Here is an 18,562-nt window from a genome sequence, read left to right as displayed (position 1 = left end):
TGGCTGGGCGCGGGGGCGCCGACTCCGTCGGTTCGATCATGTAACCAGGGAGAATACGGGTGACTTCGGTGGGTTCAGACGGCTCCGGTGCCGCGACGGTGGCGCAGGTTCTGGAGACGCGCGGCGAGCAGGTGGCACAGCAGTGGGCGGATCTCCCGCTCTTCCGCAACGTCTACACGACCGGCCGGGACGCGGCCGTGGCGGCCGCGCACCGGCTCGTACGGGTCCTGGCCGAGGTGGCCCGCCACGGGCGTCTCGACGACACCTCCGCACCCGACTTCGAGCGGGTCCGCCCCCACCTGGCGCAGACGGTGACGGCGCGGACCCGGTCCGGCGCCACCCACCAGCAGATCACCGCCGAGGTCGCGGAGCTCAAGCGTCCCCTGCTCGAGATCGTCGCCCGCGAGACGGGCGGTGCCGACGGTGCGGTGGCGGCGGTGGAGCTCATGGGCACCCTGCGGGTCGTGGTCGTGGAGATCGCGTTGAGCGAGGGCGCCGAGCTCATCGACCGGCAGCGCGCCCAGCTGCTCGAGATCTCCAACCCGGTCATCAAGCTGTGGGACGGGGTGGTCGCCGTACCGCTGATCGGCACCCTGGACAGCGCCCGCACGCAGGTCGTGATGGAGGCGCTGCTGCAGGCCATCGTCGACCAGAACGCCGGGATGGCGATCCTCGACATCACCGGTGTGCCGATGGTCGACACCGTCGTCGCGCAGTACCTGCTGAAGACCGCGATGGCGGTGCGGCTCATGGGCGCCGAGTGCGTCATCAGCGGCATCCGGCCGCAGATCGCGCAGACCATCGTGCAGCTGGGCATCGATCTGGGCGACATCACCACGCGTGCGACCCTGGCCGACGCGCTGAAGTGGGCGCTGGGGAAGGCCGGCGTCTCCGTCGTCGTGGGGGAGGGGTGACCGCGGAGATCGGGGCGGGGCGCGTCTCGGTCCTGCGGATGGGCGACATCCTCATCGCCGCCATCCAGCAGGAGCTGACCGACGAGTCCGCGCTCGCGCTCCAGCAGGACCTCACCGAGCTGGCCGCCGCCGGCGCCCGCGGTGTGGTCATCGAGATCTCCGGCGTGGAGATCGTCGATTCGTTCCTCGCGCGTGTCCTGTCCGAGATCGCGGCGGCGACGAACATGCTCGCGGGCCGTACGGTGGTCGCGGGGATGCGCCCGTCCGTGGCCATTACGCTGGTGGAGATGGGGCTCGGCCTGCGCGGGCTGGAGACGGCGCGCTCGCTGGAAGACGCCATGGCGGTGTTCCGGGGGCAGGCCGGTCGATGAGCCGGGACGAAGTGACACGGCTGGAGATCGGCAGCGACGTGCAGATCGCCGGAGCGCGTCAGGCCGTACGCCAGGCGGCGGTCGCCGCCGGCTTCAGCCTGGTCGAGCAGACGAAGATCGTCACAGCCGCGAGCGAGCTCGCCCGCAACACGCTGGTGCACGGCGGTGGCGGCCACATGGAGCTCGCCGTGGTGGAGAACTCCGGCGGCCACGGCATCCGGCTGACCTTCACCGACGACGGACCGGGCATCCCCGACGTGGACGTGGCGCTGTCGGACGGCTACAGCACCGGCAACGGCCTGGGCCTGGGCCTCGGCGGCGCGCGCCGCCTGGTGCAGGACTTCACGATCGAGAGCCGGCCCGGCGGAGGGACGACCGTGACGGCGGTCGCCTGGTCGCGTATGGCCCAGAGAGTGCCGCGATGAGCGAGCGAATCAAAGAACACGCGCGCCTGGTCTCTCCTCCGACGAAGGAGGGCTCATGAGCGAACGCAGTGAGCGAATCAAAGAACACGCGCGCCTGGTCTCTCCTCCGACGAAGGAGGGTTCATGAGTGAACGCAGTGAGCGAATCGGTGACACAGCGCGCCTGGTCTCTCCTCCGACGAAGGAGGGCTCGTGAGCGGCCGCGTCATGGTCACCGAGGCGTGGGACGTCGTCGTGGCCGACGACAGTCAGGTGCACGGCGCGGCCGCCGCCGCGTCGGCCGCCGCGCTGGCCGCCGGCCTGGACCCGAACGACCTCGCCACCTGCGAGCTGCTCGCCACCGAGCTGGCCACGAACCTCGTGCGCCACGCCGTGGGCGGGCGGCTGCTCGTCAACGTCTTCGGCCGGGGAGCGGTGCAGCTCGTCGCGGTCGACCACGGCCCCGGCATCGCCGACGTGGCGGCGTCGCTGACGGACGGCTTCACCACGAACTCCTCGCTGGGCGCGGGGCTCGGAGCCTGCCGGCGCGGTGCGTCGCAGTTCGACCTCTACAGCCGGGTCGGGCAGGGCACGGTCGCGCTGGCACGTGTCGGCCCGGCCGCGGCGGAACCCTCCGGGCCGGTCGAGGTCGGCGGCGTCATCTCCCCGCACCCGGACGAGTCGGCGGTCGGGGACGGCTTCGGGCTGGCCTGGGACGGCGACCGCATGACCGTCGGCGTCGTCGACGGCCTGGGCCACGGCGTCAAGGCGGCCGAGGCGCGCAGCGCGGCGCTGGACCTGCTCGAACGGCAGCCCGCCCTGGACTCCGCCGGGCTGCTCGGCGAGATCGACGTCGGCCTCCGGGTCACCCGGGGCGCCGCCGCGGCGATCGCCCAGATCGACGGCTGGTCGCGCCGGCTGAGCTTCGCCGGCATGGGAAACGTCACGGGCCGGCTGTTCCGGCCCGGCGCCGATCAGGCGCTCGTCTCACGACCGGGGATCCTCGGCGCCGGTCCCGGCCCCGAGATCGTCACCCGCCCTCGGTCGCACCGGGTCGTGACGGCCGACTGGCAGGCGCCTGCCGCCCTCATCCTGCACACCGACGGCATCACCAGCCGGTGGAACCTCGCCGACTATCCGCGTGCCGAGCACCATCATCCGGCGGTCCTCGCGGCCCTCATCTGGCGCGACGCCCTGCGCGGCAACGACGACGCCACGGTTGTCGTCGTCCGGACGGCACCGCGGAATGAGGCTCGATGAGCCGGCGGATCCACCACGGGCCGGTCACCGACCCGGCGGCCGCCCTGTCGGCCGTCGCGGAGGCGATGAGCCGGTTCGGTGTCGCCGCCGACGAGCGGCCCGGGTTCCTCGCGACGGTCGCCCAGGCGATGCGCGACCACCATCCCGGCGGCCGGCTGACGTTGACCGTCGGCGAGTCGCTCCTGCGGGCGACGGTGGACGGCGGCGGGGGAGCGGACCGTACGGCCACGGCCCCGATCGCCGACGGCGACGGGTCCGGACGGGACGACGACGGCACCGCGCTGCTCGACCTCATCGTCGAACAGCACGACGCCCTCGACTGGCACCGGCAGGAGCTGGAACAGACCAACCAGGGCGTGCTCGCGCTCCACGCCGAGCTGGCCGAGACCACCGAACGGCTCCGCCAGGCCGGCGACCAGCAGCACCGGCTGCTGGAGGCGGAGCGAGCGGCCCACGCCGCGGCCGAGGCCTCCCGCGCCCGGCTGGCCTTCCTGGCCCACACCAGCGCGATCCTGTCCGAGTCGCTCGACCACGAGCAGATCCTCGGCCGTCTCTACGGCATCGTCGTCCCGCGCCACGCGTCCGCGATGACCGCGTGGCTGGTCCGTGAGCCCGGCCTGCTGGAGCCACTCCCGGCCGCGCCCGGGTTCGAGCGTCCTCCGCCGATGGTGGAGAAGGCCTTCGCCAGCGGCCGGGCGCAGCACGCCACCCGCGCGCCGGGCGACGAGCCGGCGAACGCCGACGTCGACACCACCGTCGACCGGCAGCAGCTCCTCGCCATCCCGCTGATCTCGCGCGGCACGACGCTCGGAGTGCTGGCGGTCGAGCCGCCCGCGGACTCCTTCGGCGCCGAGGACGTCGTCGTCTTCGGCGAGCTGGCCCGGATCACCGCCGCCGCCACCGACAACGCCCTGCGCTACGAACGCGAGCGTGACGTCGCCGAGATCCTCCAGCGCGCCATGCTCACCGACCTGCCGGCGGCCGGGAGACTCCGGTTCACCTCCCGTTACCTGCCCGCGGAGGCGAGTCTCAACGTCGGCGGCGACTGGTACGACGCCTTCGAACGCCCGGACGGGCACATCATGGCCGCGGTCGGCGACGTCACCGGCCACGGCCTGCAGGCCGCCGCCCTGATGGGGCAGCTGCGCACCACGCTGCGCGCGTACGCCGTCGACGGCGGCGACGGGCCCGGCGAGGTGCTCACCCGCATGCACCGCATGCTCTCGCACCTGCAGCCGGACGACCTGGCCACCGCGGTGCTCGCCCAGGTGTCGCCCGACGGCCTGCTGAGCTGGTCCAACGCCGGGCACCCGCCGCCCCTGGTCCGCGCGCCCGACGGCACGGTCACCGTGCTGGAGGGCCACGACTTCCTGCTCGGCATGCCGTTGGAGGACGCCGACCTGCGGGAGTTCAGCCTCCGGCCCGAGCCCGGCTCGATCGTGCTGTTCTACACCGACGGTCTCATCGAGCGGCGCGGCGTCCCCCTCGGCGAGGGCATCGACCGGCTCACGCGCGCGTTCGGCCGGGCGGACGGCGACCTGGACGCCGTCGCCGACGGCGTCCTGGTGGAGATGCTCCGCGACAGCGCGCGCGAGGACGACACCTGCCTGCTGATGTTCCGGATCGGGCCGCGGCCGGAGGATCTTCGCCGCGAGACGGATGACGAGGACGCGGTGACCGACGACCCTTGAGAGACGCCGCCTCAGGCGGGCAGTGAGAACGACTGCGCCGAGCCGGGCGTGCCCGGCCGGGTGCGCGCGTCGGCCGCGTTCTGGAACTCCGTGAGGCCGGTGAGCAGCGCCTGGCGGGCACTCGGGGGCATCTGCGCGAGGACCTTGGTGATCTGCTCCTGCCGCTCGCGGCGTACGCGCTCCAGCAGCGCCTCGCCGTCGGGGCTCAGCCGGATCGCGATCTCGCGACGGGACTGCTGGCCGGACTCACGTACAATCAGCCCAGCGGCCTCGAGGCGGTCACACAGCCGGCTGGCCGACGACAGGAGCGCCCCGAGCTCATTCGCCAGGCGACTGAGGTTGATGGCACCGCTCTGCTCCACGACCAACAGAACACGCAGCTGGGTCGCCGGCACCGGCACCCCGGGTGCGCTCTGCGGACCTGTCCAGATCCGGACGAGCGCCTCGGCCGCAATATCGATCGCGGCAGCGCATTCCGGCAGCCGCGATGATTCACCCACATCCGACACCATACCCCGCCTGTCACCCATCGCGCGTGTGCAGTCACTCCTCATGCGTGACACCACGTGTGCCCGAACGAGACGAGATCATGTCTGAGAATCGGCTGACCACCGTCGAGCGTGTCGCCTGGAAGGCGGAGCCGCACGCTTTGGCGGGTGCCGTGGCGACCGCGATCGAACAGGCCTACGGAGCGATCTCCGCGGACCTGCTCCTCGCCGACTACCGGCTCGACTTTCTCGTCCCCGTGGTCTCCGGGCGGCCGGCGTTCGCCATGGACGGCACGTCCGCCGGCCGCGCGTTCGCCGCGCAGGAGACGGTGACGGTCAAGACCGGGGACGGTGACACTTGGGAGGTCCACGTGCCGCTCACGGTACGGGGCGACCGCAGCGGCGTGCTCACGGTCGCCCTGCCGGACGAGCCGGACGACGCCACCTGCGAGGAGCTGCACGCGGTCGCCGGCGTCATCGCCCGCGCACTGAAGATCGCCGACGTGGGCTCCGACGTCTTCCGGAACATCCGGCGGCGCAACCGGCTCACTCTCGCCGCGGAGATCCAGTGGGAGCTGCTGCCCGGACGTTCGTGCGTGACCGACGAATACCATCTCGCCGGACAGCTCGAACCCGCCTACGCGATCTGGGGCGACAACTTCGACTGGTCGACCTCGGCCGAGCACCTCACCGTGTCCGTCACCAACGGCATGGGTAGGGGCGCCGAGGCGGCGCTGCTCACGCAGCTGGCCGTCGGGGCCCTGCGCAACGCCCGCCGGTCCGGGGCCGACCTCATCGAGCAGGCGACGCTCGCCAACGAGACGATCTACAACCAGCACCACGGGCAGCGTCACATCTCCACGCTCCTGCTGCGCTTCGACGTGGCGACGGGCCGGGTCGGCGCGATCGACGCGGGGTCCCCGAAGATCTTCCGGATGCGGAACGGCACGGTCGAGCCGGTGTCGCTGGACGCTCAGCTTCCCCTCGGCATGTTCGAGGACACGAACTACACCGAGCAGGAGTTCACCGTCGAGAGCGGCGACCGCCTGGTCATCTTCAGCGACGGCTTCCACACCGCCCGGTCACCGCGCGGCGAGACGTACGGGGCCTCCGCGCTGGCCGCCGCGCTGCGCCAGACACAGCTGCAGAGCCCGTCGGAGATGGTGCGCACGCTCACGCGCGGCCTGCTGGACTACCACGACGGGATCGAACTCGCCGACGACGCCGTCGTGCTCTGCCTCGACTGGACGGGCCGGACGGCCGCGAACGCCGTCGCGGCCGATGGATGACCGTCAGCTCTCCGGCTTGATCCAGTCGAAGGTGCGTTCCACGGCCCGGCGCCAGTTGTCGTACTCCACCTCGCGGCGCGCGGGGTCCATCGCGGGGAGCCACTGGGCCGCGCGGTGCCAGTTGCGCCGCAGCCCTTCCAGGTCGGGCCAGTAGCCGACCGCGAGCCCGGCGGCGTACGCGGCGCCGAGCGAGACGGTCTCGGCGGCCATCGGCCGGATCACCGGGACGTTGAGGACGTCGGAGATGAACTGCATGAGCAGGTTGTCGGCGGTCATGCCGCCGTCCACCTTGAGCGCCTTGAGCGCCAGTCCGGAGTCGGCGTTCATCGCGTCGACCACCTCGCGGGTCTGCCAGCCGGTGGCCTCCAGCACCGCGCGGGCCAGGTGGCCCTTGGTGATGTAGGAGGTCAGGCCGACGATGATGCCGCGCGCCTCGCTGCGCCAGTACGGCGTGAACAGCCCGGAGAAGGCGGGCACGATGTAGCAGCCGCCGTTGTCGTCCACGGTGCGCGCCAGCGTCTCGATCTCCGGGGCGCTGCCGATGATGCCGAGCCCGTCGCGGAACCACTGCACGAGCGCGCCGGTGATCGCGATGGACCCTTCGAGCGCGTAGACGGCCGGCTCCGAGCCGATCTGGTACCCCACCGTCGTGAGCAGGCCGTGCGCGGAGCGGACCGGCTCGTTGCCGGTGTTGAGGAGCAGGAAGGCGCCGGTCCCGTACGTGCACTTGGCCTCGCCGGGCGCGAAGCAGGTCTGCCCGAACAGCGCCGCCTGCTGGTCGCCGAGCGCGGCGGCGATGCGTACGCCGGGCAGCACCCGCCGGGCCGGGCCGTACGTCTCGGTCGAGGGCCGGATCCGCGGCAGCATCGCCCGCGGCACGCCGAAGAAGGCGAGCAGCTCGTCGTCCCAGTCGAGGGTCGTGAGGTTCATCAGGAGCGTGCGGCTGGCGTTGGTGACGTCGGTGACGTGCAGACCGCCCTCGGGCCCGCCGGTGAGGTTCCAGATCAGCCAGCTCTCCATCGTCCCGAAGAGCACGTCGCCGCGTTCGGCGCGTTCGCGCAGGCCGGGACGGTTGTCGAGCATCCAGCGGATGCGCGGGGCGGAGAAGTAGGTCGCCAGGGGCAGCCCGCAGCGCTCGCGGACGAGGTCGGCCAGCGGGTGCGCGGCCAGCTCGTCGACGAGGCGGTCGGTGCGCGTGTCCTGCCACACGATCGCGTGGCCGATCGGCCGGCCGGTGTGCCGGTCCCACAGCACCGTGGTCTCGCGCTGGTTGGCGATGCCGAGCGCGGCGACCTGGTCGGGGGTGGCCCCGGCCTGGGCGACCGCCTCCGGGGCGATCCGTTCGAGGTTGCGCCAGATCTCCATGGCGTCGTGCTCGACCCAGCCGGGCCGGGGAAAGTGCTGCTTGTGCTCCCGCTGCGTCACCGACACCAGGCGTCCGCCGTGGTCGAACAGGATGCAGCGCGTGGACGTCGTGCCCTGGTCGACCGCCATCACGTAGCGCTCTACCATCGCGTCCCCACCTCCACGGGTCTCACCAGCGTGAGGCCCCGAGATCTCGGGAGACCGCGCGCGCGGCGTCGCGTACGCCGGTCACCAGCGTCGGTTTCGGCCGTCCGCCGGGGCCGCAGATCCGTTCGACCGCGCCGGTGATGCCCATGGCGCCGACGACCAGGCCGCCCTGACCGCGGATGGGAGCGGCGACGCCCGCCTCCCCGACCGTCATCTCCTCTACTTCGGCCGCCCATCCCATGTCGCGGACCTCGGCCAGCATGCGGGCGAGTTCGCGGGGAACGGTCGTCGTACGCCGTGTGAACGGTTCGAGCTCACCGTGCAGCGCGGCGGCCGCTCCCGCGTCGTAGGCCAGCAGCACCTTGCCCAGTGCCGTCGCGTGGGCCGGCAGGAGCGCGCCGACGTCGAGGGTCTGCAGGGTGTCGTCGGGCCGGAAGACGTGGTGGACGACGAGCACCTTGCCGTCGAGCGGCGTGCCGATGCGCACGGCCTCGCCGCTGCGTGCCGCCAGCGCGTCCGCCCAGTTGATCGCGCGGGACCGCAGCTCGTTGACGTCGAGGTAGCTCGTGCCCAGGTGCAGTAGCGCCGCGCCGAGCCGGTACTTGCCGGTCTCCTCGTCCTGCTCGACGAAGCCGACACCGTGCAGCGTGCGGAGGATGCCGTGAGCGGTGCCGCGGGCCAGGCCGAGCGAGCCCGCGATCTCGCTCACGCCGAGCCGGCCGGAGCCGCGCGCGAGCAGGCGCAGGATCGCCGCCGCGCGCTCAATCGACTGAACCGGACCGGGCACGAGGCGGATAATACGTCATGTCGACACATATTCGACAATGTCGGCATTGTGGGGCTCTGTAGTCGGCCGAACGCCCCCAGTAGTGATCCACGTCACCCCGAAACACCCTCCGATGATCGTCCGGAGCTGGCAACGCAGGGCGGCGTTCGACAATGTCGGCACATGTCCATTGACCCTCTGTCCGCGCCGACCTACCGTCCGGTCAGCCGTGAGAGGCGCTGTTCCGCCCCGGGACACCGCCCTTCACACGGCGGTGCCTCGTGATGTTCCCACCGGGCTTCGTCATCAAGGAGGAGACGTGGCAGAGCGATTGAAGATCCCAGGGCTGGCCGGCGAACTGGCCGCCGAGTTCGCCGGGACGCTGATCCTGATCCTGTTCGGCGTGGGCGTCGTGGCGCAGGTCGTGGGCGGCGCCATCGGCGACCACGACAGCATCGCCTGGGCGTGGGGCCTCGGCGTCACCCTGGGCGTCTATGTGGCGGGCCGGATCAGCGGCGCCCATCTCAATCCGGCGGTGACCGTCGCGCTCGCCGTCTTCAAGGGCTTCTCCTGGCGCAAGGTCCTGCCGTACTCGCTGGCGCAGTTCCTCGGCGCGTTCGTCGCGGCCCTGATCGTCCGGTGGAACTACACCGAGATCCTCGGCAAGGTCGACCCGGGTCACACCATCAAGACCCAGGGCGTCTTCTCCACCCTGCCCGGCAACGGCGCGCTCCCCGTGCACACCTGGGGCGCCTTCCGCGACCAGGTGATCGGCACCGCGATCCTGCTCTTCCTGATCCTCGCCGTGACCGACCTGAAGAACTCCGCGCCCGCCGCCAACCTCGCCCCGTTCATCGTCGGCCTCATCGTCGTCGCGATCGGCATGGCGTGGGGGACCGACGCCGGGTACGCGATCAACCCGGCGCGTGACTTCGGCCCGCGCCTCGCCTCGTTCATCACCGGGTACGGCACCGCCTTCCGCGACCAGTACGGCGGGCTGTACTTCTGGGTGCCCATCATCGGCCCGATCATCGGCGGTGTCCTCGGCGCCGGGCTGTACCAGGCGCTGGTCGCCCGCTTCCTGCCCGCCGAGACCGAGGAGCCGGGGCGCGTCGCGAACGACCCGGAGCTCGAGAAGGCCTGAATTCCCCCATCAGAGAAAGGCGACCTTCCATGGCCGACTTCGTCGGAGCCGTTGACCAGGGCACCACGAGCACCCGCTTCATGATCTTCGACCACTCGGGCAACGAGGTGGGCAAGCACCAGCTCGAACACGAGCAGATCATGCCCAAGCCGGGCTGGGTGGAGCACAACCCCACCGAGATCTGGGAGCGCACCCGCTCGGTGATCGAGACCGCGCTCCACCAGACCAACCTCACCGCCGCCGACCTGGCCGCGGTCGGCATCACCAACCAGCGCGAGACCGCCGTCGTGTGGAACCGCCGCACCGGTCGCCCCTACTACAACGCGATCGTCTGGCAGGACACCCGTACGGACCGCATCGCCTCCGCGCTCGACCGCGACGGGCGGGGCGACGTCATCCGCGCCAAGGCCGGGCTCCCACCGGCCACGTACTTCTCCGGCGGCAAGATCCAGTGGATCCTGGAGAACGTCGACGGTGTACGCGAGGCGGCCGAGGCCGGCGACGCGATCTTCGGCAACACCGACACGTGGCTGCTGTGGAACCTCACCGGCGGCACGAACGGCGGCGTGCACGTCACCGACCCGACCAACGCCAGCCGCACGATGCTGATGAACCTGGAGACGCTCGACTGGGACGACGAGCTGCTGTCGTTCTTCGGCGTCCCGCGCGCGATGCTGCCGGAGATCAAGCCGTCGTCCAACCCGGACTTCTACGGCAAGACGCTGGCGAACGGCCCGTTCGGCGGTGAGGTGCCGCTGTCCGGCGACCTCGGCGACCAGCAGGCGGCGACGGTCGGGCAGGTCTGCTTCGGCGTCGGCGAGGCCAAGAACACCTACGGCACCGGCAACTTCCTGCTGCTCAACACCGGCAACGAGCTGGTCCGCTCCAAGAGCGGGCTGCTGACCACGGTCTGCTACCAGTTCGGCGGCGAGGCGCCGGTCTACGCCCTGGAGGGCTCGATCGCGGTGACCGGGTCGGCGGTGCAGTGGCTGCGCGACCAGCTCGGCATCATCTCCGGCGCGTCGCAGAGCGAGACGCTCGCCCGGCAGGTCGAGGACAACGGCGGCGTCTACTTCGTGCCGGCGTTCTCCGGCCTGTTCGCCCCGTACTGGCGGTCCGACGCCCGCGGCGCCATCGTCGGCCTGTCCCGCTACAACACCAACGCGCACCTGGCGCGGGCCACGCTCGAATCGATCTGCTACCAGACCCGCGACGTCGTCGAGGCGATGCGGCAGGACTCCGGCGTCTCCCTCGACGTGCTGCGCGTCGACGGCGGCGTGACCGCCAACGAGCTGTGCATGGAGCTGCAGGCCGACATCCTCGGCGTGCCGGTGTCCAAGCCGGTGGTGGCCGAGACCACGGCGCTCGGCGCGGCGTACGCGGCGGGCCTGGCCACGGGGTTCTGGGGCAGCACCGAGGAGCTCAAGCAGAACTGGAACGAGGACCGGCGCTGGGAGCCGCGGTGGAGCGACGAGCAGCGCGCCACCGGCTACGCCGGCTGGAAGAAGGCGGTCGACCGCACCCTCGACTGGGTCGACGTCGACTAAGGCACGAACGCCGGGCGGGGTGTCGCGCGGTGCCCCGTCCGGCCTCTATCTCTCTCCCCTCCGAAGCTTTCGAGGAGCCCGACGATGAAACCCGCATCCCTGGGACCGGCCGATCGCGCGCGTGCGGTGCGCGAACTGGCGGACCAAGAGTTCGACGTGCTGGTCGTGGGCGGCGGCGTGGTGGGCGCGGGCGCAGCGCTCGACGCCGTGTCGCGCGGCCTGTCCGTGGCGCTGGTCGAGGCCGCGGACTGGGCCGCCGGCACGTCCAGCCGCTCCAGCAAACTGATCCACGGCGGCCTGCGCTACCTGGAGCAGCGCGACTTCCATCTCGTACGCGAGGCGCTTCGGGAGCGCGCCCTGCTGCTGACGAGGGTCGCGCCCCACCTCGTCCACCCCGTGCCGTTCCTGTACCCGCTCAAGCACCGGATGTGGGAGCGCTTCTACGTCGGCGCGGGCATCGGCCTGTACGACACGATGGGCGGCGCCGGGGCGGTGCCCCGCCACCGTCACCTGAGCCACCGGCACGCGCTGCGGGTGGCGCCGGCGCTGCGCGGGGACGCGTTCGTCGGCGCGATCCAGTACTTCGACGCCCAGGTCGACGACGCGCGCTTCACGATGACGCTCGCGCGGACCGCCGCGAGTTACGGCGCCACGGTCGTCAGCCGGGCGCGGGCGACCGGGTTCGTACGGGAGGGCGAGCGCGTGACCGGCGCGCGCGTCCACGACCTGGAGAACGACCGGGAGATCACGGTACGCGCCCGCGAGGTGATCAACGCGACCGGCGTGTGGACCGACGAGACGCACCGGCTGGCGGGGGCGCGCGGCGACGTCGAGGTGCGCGCGTCCAAGGGCGTCCACCTGCTGGTTCCCCGCGACCGCATCCGCCTGGACACCGGCCTGATCATGCGGACCGAGAAGAGCGTGCTGTTCGTCATTCCGTGGGGCCGTCACTGGATCATCGGCACCACCGACACCGCGTGGGAGCTGGCCAAGGACGAGCCCGCCGCCAGCGGCGCGGACGTCGACTACCTGCTCGACCACGTCAACTCGGTCCTGACGATCCCGCTGACCCACGACGACATCGAGGCGGTGTACGCGGGGCTGCGCCCGCTGCTGTCCGGCGGTTCGGACGAGACGACGAAGCTGTCCCGCGAGCACACGGTCTCCCAGCCGGTGCCCGGCCTGACCGTCATCGCGGGCGGCAAGTTCACGACGTACCGGGTCATGGCCGAGGACGTCGTGGACGCCGTCGCCGGCCGGCTGCCGCTGAACGTGCCCGATTCGGTGACCCACCGCCTGCCGCTCGCCGGAGCCGTGGGCTACGAGGTGCTGTGGAACGACCGCCGACGGCTGGCGGCGCGGGCGGGACTGCACGTCGCGCGCATCGAGCACCTGCTGAACCGGTACGGCTCGTGCGTCGACGAGGTCCTCGCGCTCATCGAGGGCGACCCGTCCCTGGGGGAGCCGATCCCGGCCGCGAGCGACTACCTGAAGGCCGAGGCGGTGTACGCGGTGACGCACGAGGGCGCCCTGCACCTGGAGGACGTGCTGCGCCGCCGGCTGCGCGCGTCGATGGAGGAGTGGGACCAGGGCGCGGCGGCCGCTCCCGAGGTCGCCGGCCTCATCGCGCCGATCCTCGGTTGGGACGACGAGACGGCCAAACGCGAGACGGAGAACTACGTGGCCCGGGTCCAGGCCGAACTCCAGGCCCGCCGCGAGCAGAGCGACACGGCCGCCGCGGCGGCGCTGCACGAGGTCCCGTCCCTGTTCCCCGACCGCGCCGCCTCCTGACACATGGCCGTCCCGGGGCCGGTGATCCGGCCCCGGGACGGCGGACCGGAGCGTGAGGGCCATGGTCCGAGGTGGGGCGTAGTCATCTGGCGGGTCATGGATTCGGTACCGGTGGGGGTTGGGGGCCTCGCGCTGGTGGGGGCGAGGCCCCTCCGGTGGATCACCGGGTGGGTGCGGTCACGCCGTCAGCACCAGTCCCAGCAGTCCCAGTCGCAGTCGTCGCAGCAGTCCCAGCCACAGCCCCACCACGAGGCGAGGCTGGCGATGTGCCGGCCGGTCGCCGGAGCGCTTGCCGTGGCCGCGCCGGCGGGGGTCGCAGCACCCATCGTCAGCGCGGCCGCGCCCGCGAAGGCCGCACCGGAGATGGCTACCGCGAGTCGCTTCGAAATCGCCATGGAAACTACCTCCCTGGTTGGTACCGACGGCATGACGGGTCATTGTCACGCCAGGCGATTTGTGCCTTTTATGGCCTCATCGCCTAGTTCAACCTCACATGTCCGGTTCGCCGGGAGCAATACTGACTGTCGGTTACATGCCACAACTTGACCACTAGTGGAGTGGCCGCGCGGAGCCGCTTTAAGCGCGGATCCGCCCTGGTGGCGGCGGGTTTCCGGACCGGCGGAGCGAACGAGGGCCGCCGGCTCCGAATCGGCCGGATGGCGCGGGTGATGACCGCGCATGGTCCTTTCATGGTCGGCGGCCACGGCGCTGGCGGACGGTGCCGGGAGACACCGTCCGAAGGGACCATCGGCGTGGGCGCGGGACCGTAGGGCCCTGAGTGCGAAGCCGGATTCCCGCCTGGGATGGAGGTGTCAGAGCTCCCGGGAGGACCGGAGGAGAACGGTCATGGACCCGATCATCGTCGGCGCCGACGGGTCGCGGCACAGCCTGCGGGCGGTCGACTGGGCCGCCGGCGAGGCGGCCCTGCGGGGAGCGCCGCTGCGGATCGTGCACGCCGTCGCGCCCTGGCTGTACGACCGGAACGTCGACCCGCGCCTGGTGGCCGTGCGGGAATGGCTCCTCGCCGGCGGCCAGGAGGTCATCGGGGCGGCGATCGAGGCCGCGCGCACGCGTGCGCCGGGCATCGACGTCGACGGCGACATGGTTCCCGCGGGCGCCTCCCGCGCCCTGGTCGAACGGGCGCGCGACGCCTCGCTCATCGTGGTCGGCAGCCACGGCATGGGCTCGGTCGCCGGCCTGCTGCTCGGGTCGAGCGCGCTGCAGGTGGTCACGCACACGCCGGTGCCGGCCGTCGTCGTACGCCACGTCGAGCCGGTCGACCGCGGGGAGGTCGCCGTCGGCGTCGACGGGCCGCCGCTGGGCGACCCTGCGCTGGCCTTCGCGTTCGAGGAGGCGGGCCTTCGCGGGGCGCGACTGCGGGCCGTCCACGTCTGGTCCGACCCCGGCGCGGTGGACCTCGGCGGCATGACGCCGCTGGTCTACGACGCCGACGTGATCGGCGTCGAGCACACGCGCCGGCTGAACGACGCGCTCGCGGTCTGGCGCGACAAGTATCCCGACGTCGAGGTGGTCACCGAGGTCGTCCACGGCCGCCCGGTACGGATCCTGTCCGGGGTGTCCGCGCGCTGCGACCTTCTCGTGGTGGGCTCGCGGGGCCGCGGCGGGTTCGCCGGCCTCATCCTCGGCTCGGTGAGCCACGGCCTGCTGCACCACGCGCACTGCCCGCTGGCCGTCGTACCGTCCGGTAGGTAGGCGCGGCCCCGGGCCGACCGTGCCGCAGGTCCCCGTTCGCGGGGACCTTCGTCTCTGCCCGGATCCGGTGCCCGGATGGTGCGCTGAAGACCGGAGAGACGACCAGGAGCGCACATGGATGCCGTCGAGACGCCGCGCGCCGACGAGATCGCGCACCATCTCGTCGACGCTGCGGTGTGGGCGCCTTCGGTGTACGACACGCGGCCGTGGCGGTTCGGCACGCGCGGCTCGACCGTCACGGTGCACGCCGACCCCGAGCGCCGGCTGGAGGTGGCCGATCCGGACGGCCGCGAGACGATGATCAGTTGTGGCGCGGCGCTCTACACCCTGCGCCTGGCCATGCGTGACCTCGGCCGGATACCCCTGGTGCGGATGCTGCCCGACCCGGACCGGCCCGACCTGATCGCCGAGGTCGGCGTCGGCGGCGAGCGGCCCGCCACCGCCGAGGAGCGCCAGATGTACGCCCAGATCCGGCACCGGCACACGCACACCGGCGGGTTCCGGCCGGGCGGGCTGCCCATCGGCCTGCTCCAGGCCCTGCGCACCCACGCCTACTGCGAGCAGGTGTCGCTGCGCATCGTCGCCGACCCGCGGGCGCGGATCGCGCTCGCCGCGCTGACCGAGGCCGCCGAGCAGGTCCAGCGGCAGAACCCGGCGTACGTCGCGGAGGTGGCCCGCTGGGCCCCGCCGCCCGGCGCCGCGTCCGAGGAGACCTGCCCGCGTGAGTCGGCCCGCCTGGAACCGGACTTCGCCGGCCGCGACTTCGCCACCGGCCAGGGATGGGGCGGGGCCGGCAGCGAGAACCGGGACGCGACGGGCGTCGTGGCGGTCCTGCTCACCGACGGCGACGGGTGCGGCGACCGGCTGTGCGCCGGGCAGGCGCTCCAGCGGATCCTGCTCTGCGCGGCCGAGTACGAGGTGTCGGCCGCGTTCCACGGTCAGGCGCTGGAGGTGCCGGAGTTGCGGGAGTTCATCCGCACCCGGTTCTGCGACGGGGCCTATCCGCAGATGATTCTGCGGCTGGGGATCGCCCACGCGAACGTGGTGCGCCGGTCCGTCACCGAGCTGACGCGTGGCGAGCTGTGATCATTCGTCGCGCGACCGGTCGCCCGCGGCCTTGAGCTGGGCGACGAACGCCGCCGCCTGCGTACGGCGGCGCATGTCGAGCTTGGTGAACAGGTTCGAGACGTAGTTCTTCACGGTCTTCTCGGCGAGGAAGAGCCGCTCGCCGATCTGGCGGTTGGTCAGGCCCTCGCCGATGAGCTCGAGGATCTGGCGTTCCTGGTCGGACAGCGTGGACAGCGGGTCCTTGCGGGTCTGGCGTTCGCGCAGGCGGTGCAGCATCTGCGCGGTGCTGTGCGGGTCGAGCAGCGACTGCCCGGAGGCGACCGTTCGGACCGCCGCGACCAGGTCCGACCCGTGGATCTGCTTCAGCACGTACCCGGCGGCCCCGGCCATGACCGCGTCGAACAGGGCCTCCTCGTCGGAGAACGACGTCAGCATCAGGCAGGCCAGGCCCGGCAGCCGGGAGCGGATCTCACGGCACACGCTCACCCCGTCGCCGTCCGGCAAACGCACGTCCAGGACGGCGACGTCGGGCCGTACGGCGGGGATCCGGGCGATGGCGTGCGCGGCGGTGGCGGCCTCCCCGACGATCTCGATGTCGGATTCGGACTCGAGCAGCGCCGCGACGCCGCGCCGGACCACTTCGTGGTCGTCGAGCAGGAAAACCCGGATCGTCATGGCCTGGCCTCGCAATCCGTGCGGGGCCGGCGGGCGCCGGCCTGTGTCCTCACGTTAGGAGGCGTTCCTCGGATCACCGTGGTACGAACGTCGGAGATCCCGTGGACCAAGGTCCCTGGCGGACCCGCCGCGCCCATGCTTCGGCCGGCCGGACCGGTGGCTCAGGGCAGGCCCGTCCAGCGGGGCGCCACGGCGGCCCACTCGCGCTCCCACAGCTCCAGGCGGCGGCGGTCCAGGCGATGCTCGATGAGCATGCGGGCGGCGGAGAACAGCAGCGCGAGCATCGTGAGAGCCGTCGTCGCCGCCATGACGCTGTCGGCGACCGTCTGGGAGTGCTTGCGCGGATGAGTCGTCAGCCGTCCGATGTGGTCGATCCAGATCGTGCGATGGGCGCCGATCGTCTCGTTGCCGGCCGCCGGGACGACGGCGGTGTGGTAGGCGCCCGCCCTGTCGTGCCAGCCGATGCGCACGGTCTCATCCAGGACTCCGCGCGACCCGGTCGGAGAGGTGTCGACGACCACCGCCTCCACCCGGTGCCGGGTCTGCGCCTGCACGCGTTCGGCCCTCGCGCCCGCGCCGCCGGCCAGCCGGGCGGTCACGACCACCGACAGCGGCGCCAGGACGAGGAAGAGGAGGCCGAGAACGATCATCATCCGGACGTGTGTGCGGTCGACCGGACGGCGCAGCGGATTGCCATCGGGGCGCACGTAACGGATCACGCCCAGAAGCTTGATCGTGAAGGTTCGCATAGACACCTCCGTTACGGCCTTTTATTCCGCAGACTAGGCGGTTCGACCCCTTCTCGGGAGAGGCGCTGGTCCCCGTGGACTCCGCCGAGGGTCCTACGGACCGCGGGCTTTGGCCCCTGACCTGCCCTTACCGGGTGCGATGGTAACCCTGCGGCGAGTGAGGACGGGACAGGGCCGGGCGGGCCGGTCGCGGGGGACTTTCGGCCTCTTCTGGCGTGTCGCGGCCGTCGTCACGCTGAAGGGGGAGGGGGACATGGACCGGTTCGACGGGTCGTACGTGCTGGTCGGCTTCGACGGGTCCGCGGCGAGCGAGCGGGCCCTGCGCTGGGCCGTCGACGAGGCGCGCCTGCGCCGCATGCCGCTGACCGTCTGCCACGCGTGGCACTGGCCCTATCCCGTGCCGCCGTCCGGTCCCGAGGCGGTGGAGACGGTGCGCAAGATGGCCCAGCACACGTTGGACCGGGGCGTCATCATCGCCCAGGAAGCGTCCCCGCGCACCCCGGTACGCGGCCGGCTCGCCGCCGGGCCGGCGCCGGCGATGCTGGTCAACCAGTCCAAGAACGCCTCGCTCGCGGTGATCGGCACCCACGGTGCGGGCGCCTTCGCCGGGCTGGAGGCGGGTTCGTCGGCGGTCCAGCTGCCCTCGTACGCGCACTGCCCCGTCCTGGTCGTGCGGGGCGCGCCCGACCGCAGCCGCCCGGTCGTCGTGGGGGTGGACGGCTCGGCCGCCTCGGACGCCGCCCTCGCGTTCGGCTTCGAGGAGGCGGCGCTGCGCGGCCTGGCGCTGCGGGCGGTGTTCGGCTGCTGGGAGCCCGAGGCGATCGTGTCGGCCGAGATGGGGATGATCACCGACCCGGAGGAGCTGCGGGTGATGGCCGCGGGTCGCCTGGAACGGACCGTGTCGCCCTGGCGGGAGAAGTACCCGTACGTCGACGCGGACACGGTGCTGTCGATGCGGACCCCGCGGCACGCGCTCCTGGAGGCGGCGGGCACCGCCGCGCTGCTCGTCGTGGGCGGGCGCGGGCTCGGCGGCGTCGCCGGACTGCGCCTCGGCGCGGTGGCCGCGGCCGTGCTGCAGCACGCCCCGTGCCCGGTGGCGATCGTACGGCCGCGGAACTGACCTTCGGCGACCCCGCACGGGCCCGGGGTCCCGCCGGGCGGGGACCTTCGCCGGTCACATC

General features: G+C 72.3%; 18 protein-coding genes. 12 read left to right on the top strand and 6 right to left on the bottom strand.

Annotation, left to right across the window (positions count from 1 at the left end; translation table 11 throughout):
• Positions 1-59 precede the first annotated feature (59 nt).
• The 5 genes from ACQEV1_RS40010 (at position 60) to ACQEV1_RS39990 (ending at position 4,639) form a co-directional block, all read left to right on the top strand.
• Positions 60-914, top strand: coding sequence for an STAS domain-containing protein (locus ACQEV1_RS40010; RefSeq protein WP_433401672.1), 855 nt, complete (start codon positions 60-62; stop codon positions 912-914).
• Entirely contained in the window at positions 911-1,285 is a 375-nt protein-coding gene (locus tag ACQEV1_RS40005) for an STAS domain-containing protein (RefSeq protein WP_433401670.1), read from the top strand. Before ACQEV1_RS40010 ends, ACQEV1_RS40005 begins: the two co-directional genes overlap by 4 nt.
• On the top strand, positions 1,282-1,710 hold the full coding sequence (locus ACQEV1_RS40000) for an ATP-binding protein (protein WP_285627841.1): 429 nt from the start codon (positions 1,282-1,284) through the stop codon (positions 1,708-1,710). Before ACQEV1_RS40005 ends, ACQEV1_RS40000 begins: the two co-directional genes overlap by 4 nt.
• Positions 1,711-1,901: 191 nt before the next feature.
• Positions 1,902-2,948 carry a SpoIIE family protein phosphatase gene (locus tag ACQEV1_RS39995; protein WP_433401668.1) on the top strand — a complete coding sequence of 349 codons (1,047 nt, stop codon included), beginning with the start codon at positions 1,902-1,904 and terminating at the stop codon, positions 2,946-2,948.
• On the top strand, positions 2,945-4,639 hold the full coding sequence (locus ACQEV1_RS39990; protein WP_433401666.1) for a PP2C family protein-serine/threonine phosphatase: 1,695 nt from the start codon (positions 2,945-2,947) through the stop codon (positions 4,637-4,639). Before ACQEV1_RS39995 ends, ACQEV1_RS39990 begins: the two co-directional genes overlap by 4 nt.
• Positions 4,640-4,650: 11 nt before the next feature.
• Here the strand turns inward: ACQEV1_RS39990 and ACQEV1_RS39985 are convergent, their stop codons facing one another.
• A complete protein-coding gene (locus ACQEV1_RS39985; protein WP_285627848.1) occupies positions 4,651-5,139 on the bottom strand; it encodes a MarR family winged helix-turn-helix transcriptional regulator in 489 nt (162 codons plus the stop codon).
• Between the two features lie 89 nt (positions 5,140-5,228).
• Between ACQEV1_RS39985 and ACQEV1_RS39980 the strand changes: the two genes are divergently transcribed.
• A complete protein-coding gene (locus tag ACQEV1_RS39980; protein ID WP_433401663.1) occupies positions 5,229-6,416 on the top strand; it encodes a PP2C family protein-serine/threonine phosphatase in 1,188 nt (395 codons plus the stop codon).
• A gap of 3 nt (positions 6,417-6,419) precedes the next feature.
• Here ACQEV1_RS39980 and glpK (ACQEV1_RS39975) read toward each other — a convergent pair whose 3' ends face one another.
• On the bottom strand, positions 6,420-7,928 hold the full coding sequence (gene glpK, locus ACQEV1_RS39975) for a glycerol kinase GlpK (RefSeq protein WP_285580402.1): 1,509 nt from the start codon (positions 7,926-7,928) through the stop codon (positions 6,420-6,422).
• A 22-nt stretch (positions 7,929-7,950) separates the two neighbouring features.
• Positions 7,951-8,715: an IclR family transcriptional regulator gene (locus ACQEV1_RS39970; RefSeq protein ID WP_285580401.1), complete on the bottom strand. Its 765-nt coding sequence runs from the start codon at positions 8,713-8,715 to the stop codon at positions 7,951-7,953.
• Positions 8,716-9,013: 298 nt separating this feature from the next.
• On the opposite strand from ACQEV1_RS39970, the gene ACQEV1_RS39965 reads away from it, so the two are divergent.
• From ACQEV1_RS39965 to ACQEV1_RS39955, 3 genes are all read left to right on the top strand, one after another.
• On the top strand, positions 9,014-9,838 hold the full coding sequence (locus ACQEV1_RS39965) for an MIP/aquaporin family protein (RefSeq protein ID WP_285580400.1): 825 nt from the start codon (positions 9,014-9,016) through the stop codon (positions 9,836-9,838).
• Between the two features lie 29 nt (positions 9,839-9,867).
• Positions 9,868-11,385 carry a glycerol kinase GlpK gene (gene glpK / locus ACQEV1_RS39960; protein ID WP_285627853.1) on the top strand — a complete coding sequence of 506 codons (1,518 nt, stop codon included), beginning with the start codon at positions 9,868-9,870 and terminating at the stop codon, positions 11,383-11,385.
• A gap of 84 nt (positions 11,386-11,469) precedes the next feature.
• Positions 11,470-13,176 carry a glycerol-3-phosphate dehydrogenase/oxidase gene (locus tag ACQEV1_RS39955; protein WP_285627856.1) on the top strand — a complete coding sequence of 569 codons (1,707 nt, stop codon included), beginning with the start codon at positions 11,470-11,472 and terminating at the stop codon, positions 13,174-13,176.
• A 185-nt stretch (positions 13,177-13,361) separates the two neighbouring features.
• Here the strand turns inward: ACQEV1_RS39955 and ACQEV1_RS39950 are convergent, their stop codons facing one another.
• Entirely contained in the window at positions 13,362-13,571 is a 210-nt protein-coding gene (locus ACQEV1_RS39950) for a hypothetical protein (RefSeq protein ID WP_285580397.1), read from the bottom strand.
• A gap of 451 nt (positions 13,572-14,022) precedes the next feature.
• Here ACQEV1_RS39950 and ACQEV1_RS39945 point away from each other — a divergent pair, with 451 nt between their 5' ends.
• Both ACQEV1_RS39945 and ACQEV1_RS39940 read left to right on the top strand, forming a co-directional pair.
• On the top strand, positions 14,023-14,889 hold the full coding sequence (locus ACQEV1_RS39945) for a universal stress protein (protein ID WP_433401659.1): 867 nt from the start codon (positions 14,023-14,025) through the stop codon (positions 14,887-14,889).
• Positions 14,890-15,003: 114 nt separating this feature from the next.
• The gene (locus ACQEV1_RS39940) at positions 15,004-15,975 is read left to right on the top strand and encodes an Acg family FMN-binding oxidoreductase (RefSeq protein WP_285627862.1); all 972 of its coding nucleotides are present in this window, start codon (positions 15,004-15,006) and stop codon (positions 15,973-15,975) included.
• Here ACQEV1_RS39940 and ACQEV1_RS39935 read toward each other — a convergent pair whose 3' ends face one another.
• Complete coding sequence (locus ACQEV1_RS39935) at positions 15,976-16,632, bottom strand: response regulator (RefSeq protein WP_285580394.1); 657 nt, start codon at positions 16,630-16,632, stop codon at positions 15,976-15,978. It abuts the gene before it with no gap.
• A gap of 161 nt (positions 16,633-16,793) precedes the next feature.
• Positions 16,794-17,381, bottom strand: coding sequence for an Rv1733c family protein (locus ACQEV1_RS39930; protein WP_433401656.1), 588 nt, complete (start codon positions 17,379-17,381; stop codon positions 16,794-16,796).
• A gap of 157 nt (positions 17,382-17,538) precedes the next feature.
• Here ACQEV1_RS39930 and ACQEV1_RS39925 point away from each other — a divergent pair, with 157 nt between their 5' ends.
• A complete protein-coding gene (locus ACQEV1_RS39925; RefSeq protein WP_433401654.1) occupies positions 17,539-18,501 on the top strand; it encodes a universal stress protein in 963 nt (320 codons plus the stop codon).
• Positions 18,502-18,562 lie beyond the last annotated feature (61 nt).

It is taken from the genome of Actinoallomurus sp. CA-142502, from assembly GCF_050936355.1.
GTDB lineage: Bacteria > Actinomycetota > Actinomycetes > Streptosporangiales > Streptosporangiaceae > Actinoallomurus > Actinoallomurus iriomotensis.
Note: the sequence above shows the minus strand (reverse complement) of the source record. Positions and strands in the feature narration are given on the sequence as shown.

Bases quoted from the DNA above. Each gene is read 5' to 3' on its own strand.
- glpK (WP_285627853.1), top strand. From the start codon at position 9,868: ATGGCCGACTTCGTCGGAGCCGTTGACCAGGGCACCACGAGCACCCGC.
- ACQEV1_RS39945 (WP_433401659.1), top strand. From the start codon at position 14,023: ATGGACCCGATCATCGTCGGCGCCGACGGGTCGCGGCACAGCCTGCGG.
- glpK (WP_285580402.1), bottom strand. From the start codon at position 7,928: ATGGTAGAGCGCTACGTGATGGCGGTCGACCAGGGCACGACGTCCACG.
- ACQEV1_RS39935 (WP_285580394.1), bottom strand. From the start codon at position 16,632: ATGACGATCCGGGTTTTCCTGCTCGACGACCACGAAGTGGTCCGGCGC.
- ACQEV1_RS40000 (WP_285627841.1), top strand. From the start codon at position 1,282: ATGAGCCGGGACGAAGTGACACGGCTGGAGATCGGCAGCGACGTGCAG.
- ACQEV1_RS39955 (WP_285627856.1), top strand. From the start codon at position 11,470: ATGAAACCCGCATCCCTGGGACCGGCCGATCGCGCGCGTGCGGTGCGC.
- ACQEV1_RS39980 (WP_433401663.1), top strand. From the start codon at position 5,229: ATGTCTGAGAATCGGCTGACCACCGTCGAGCGTGTCGCCTGGAAGGCG.
- ACQEV1_RS39990 (WP_433401666.1), top strand. From the start codon at position 2,945: ATGAGCCGGCGGATCCACCACGGGCCGGTCACCGACCCGGCGGCCGCC.
- ACQEV1_RS39940 (WP_285627862.1), top strand. From the start codon at position 15,004: ATGGATGCCGTCGAGACGCCGCGCGCCGACGAGATCGCGCACCATCTC.
- ACQEV1_RS39930 (WP_433401656.1), bottom strand. From the start codon at position 17,381: ATGCGAACCTTCACGATCAAGCTTCTGGGCGTGATCCGTTACGTGCGC.
- ACQEV1_RS39950 (WP_285580397.1), bottom strand. From the start codon at position 13,571: ATGGCGATTTCGAAGCGACTCGCGGTAGCCATCTCCGGTGCGGCCTTC.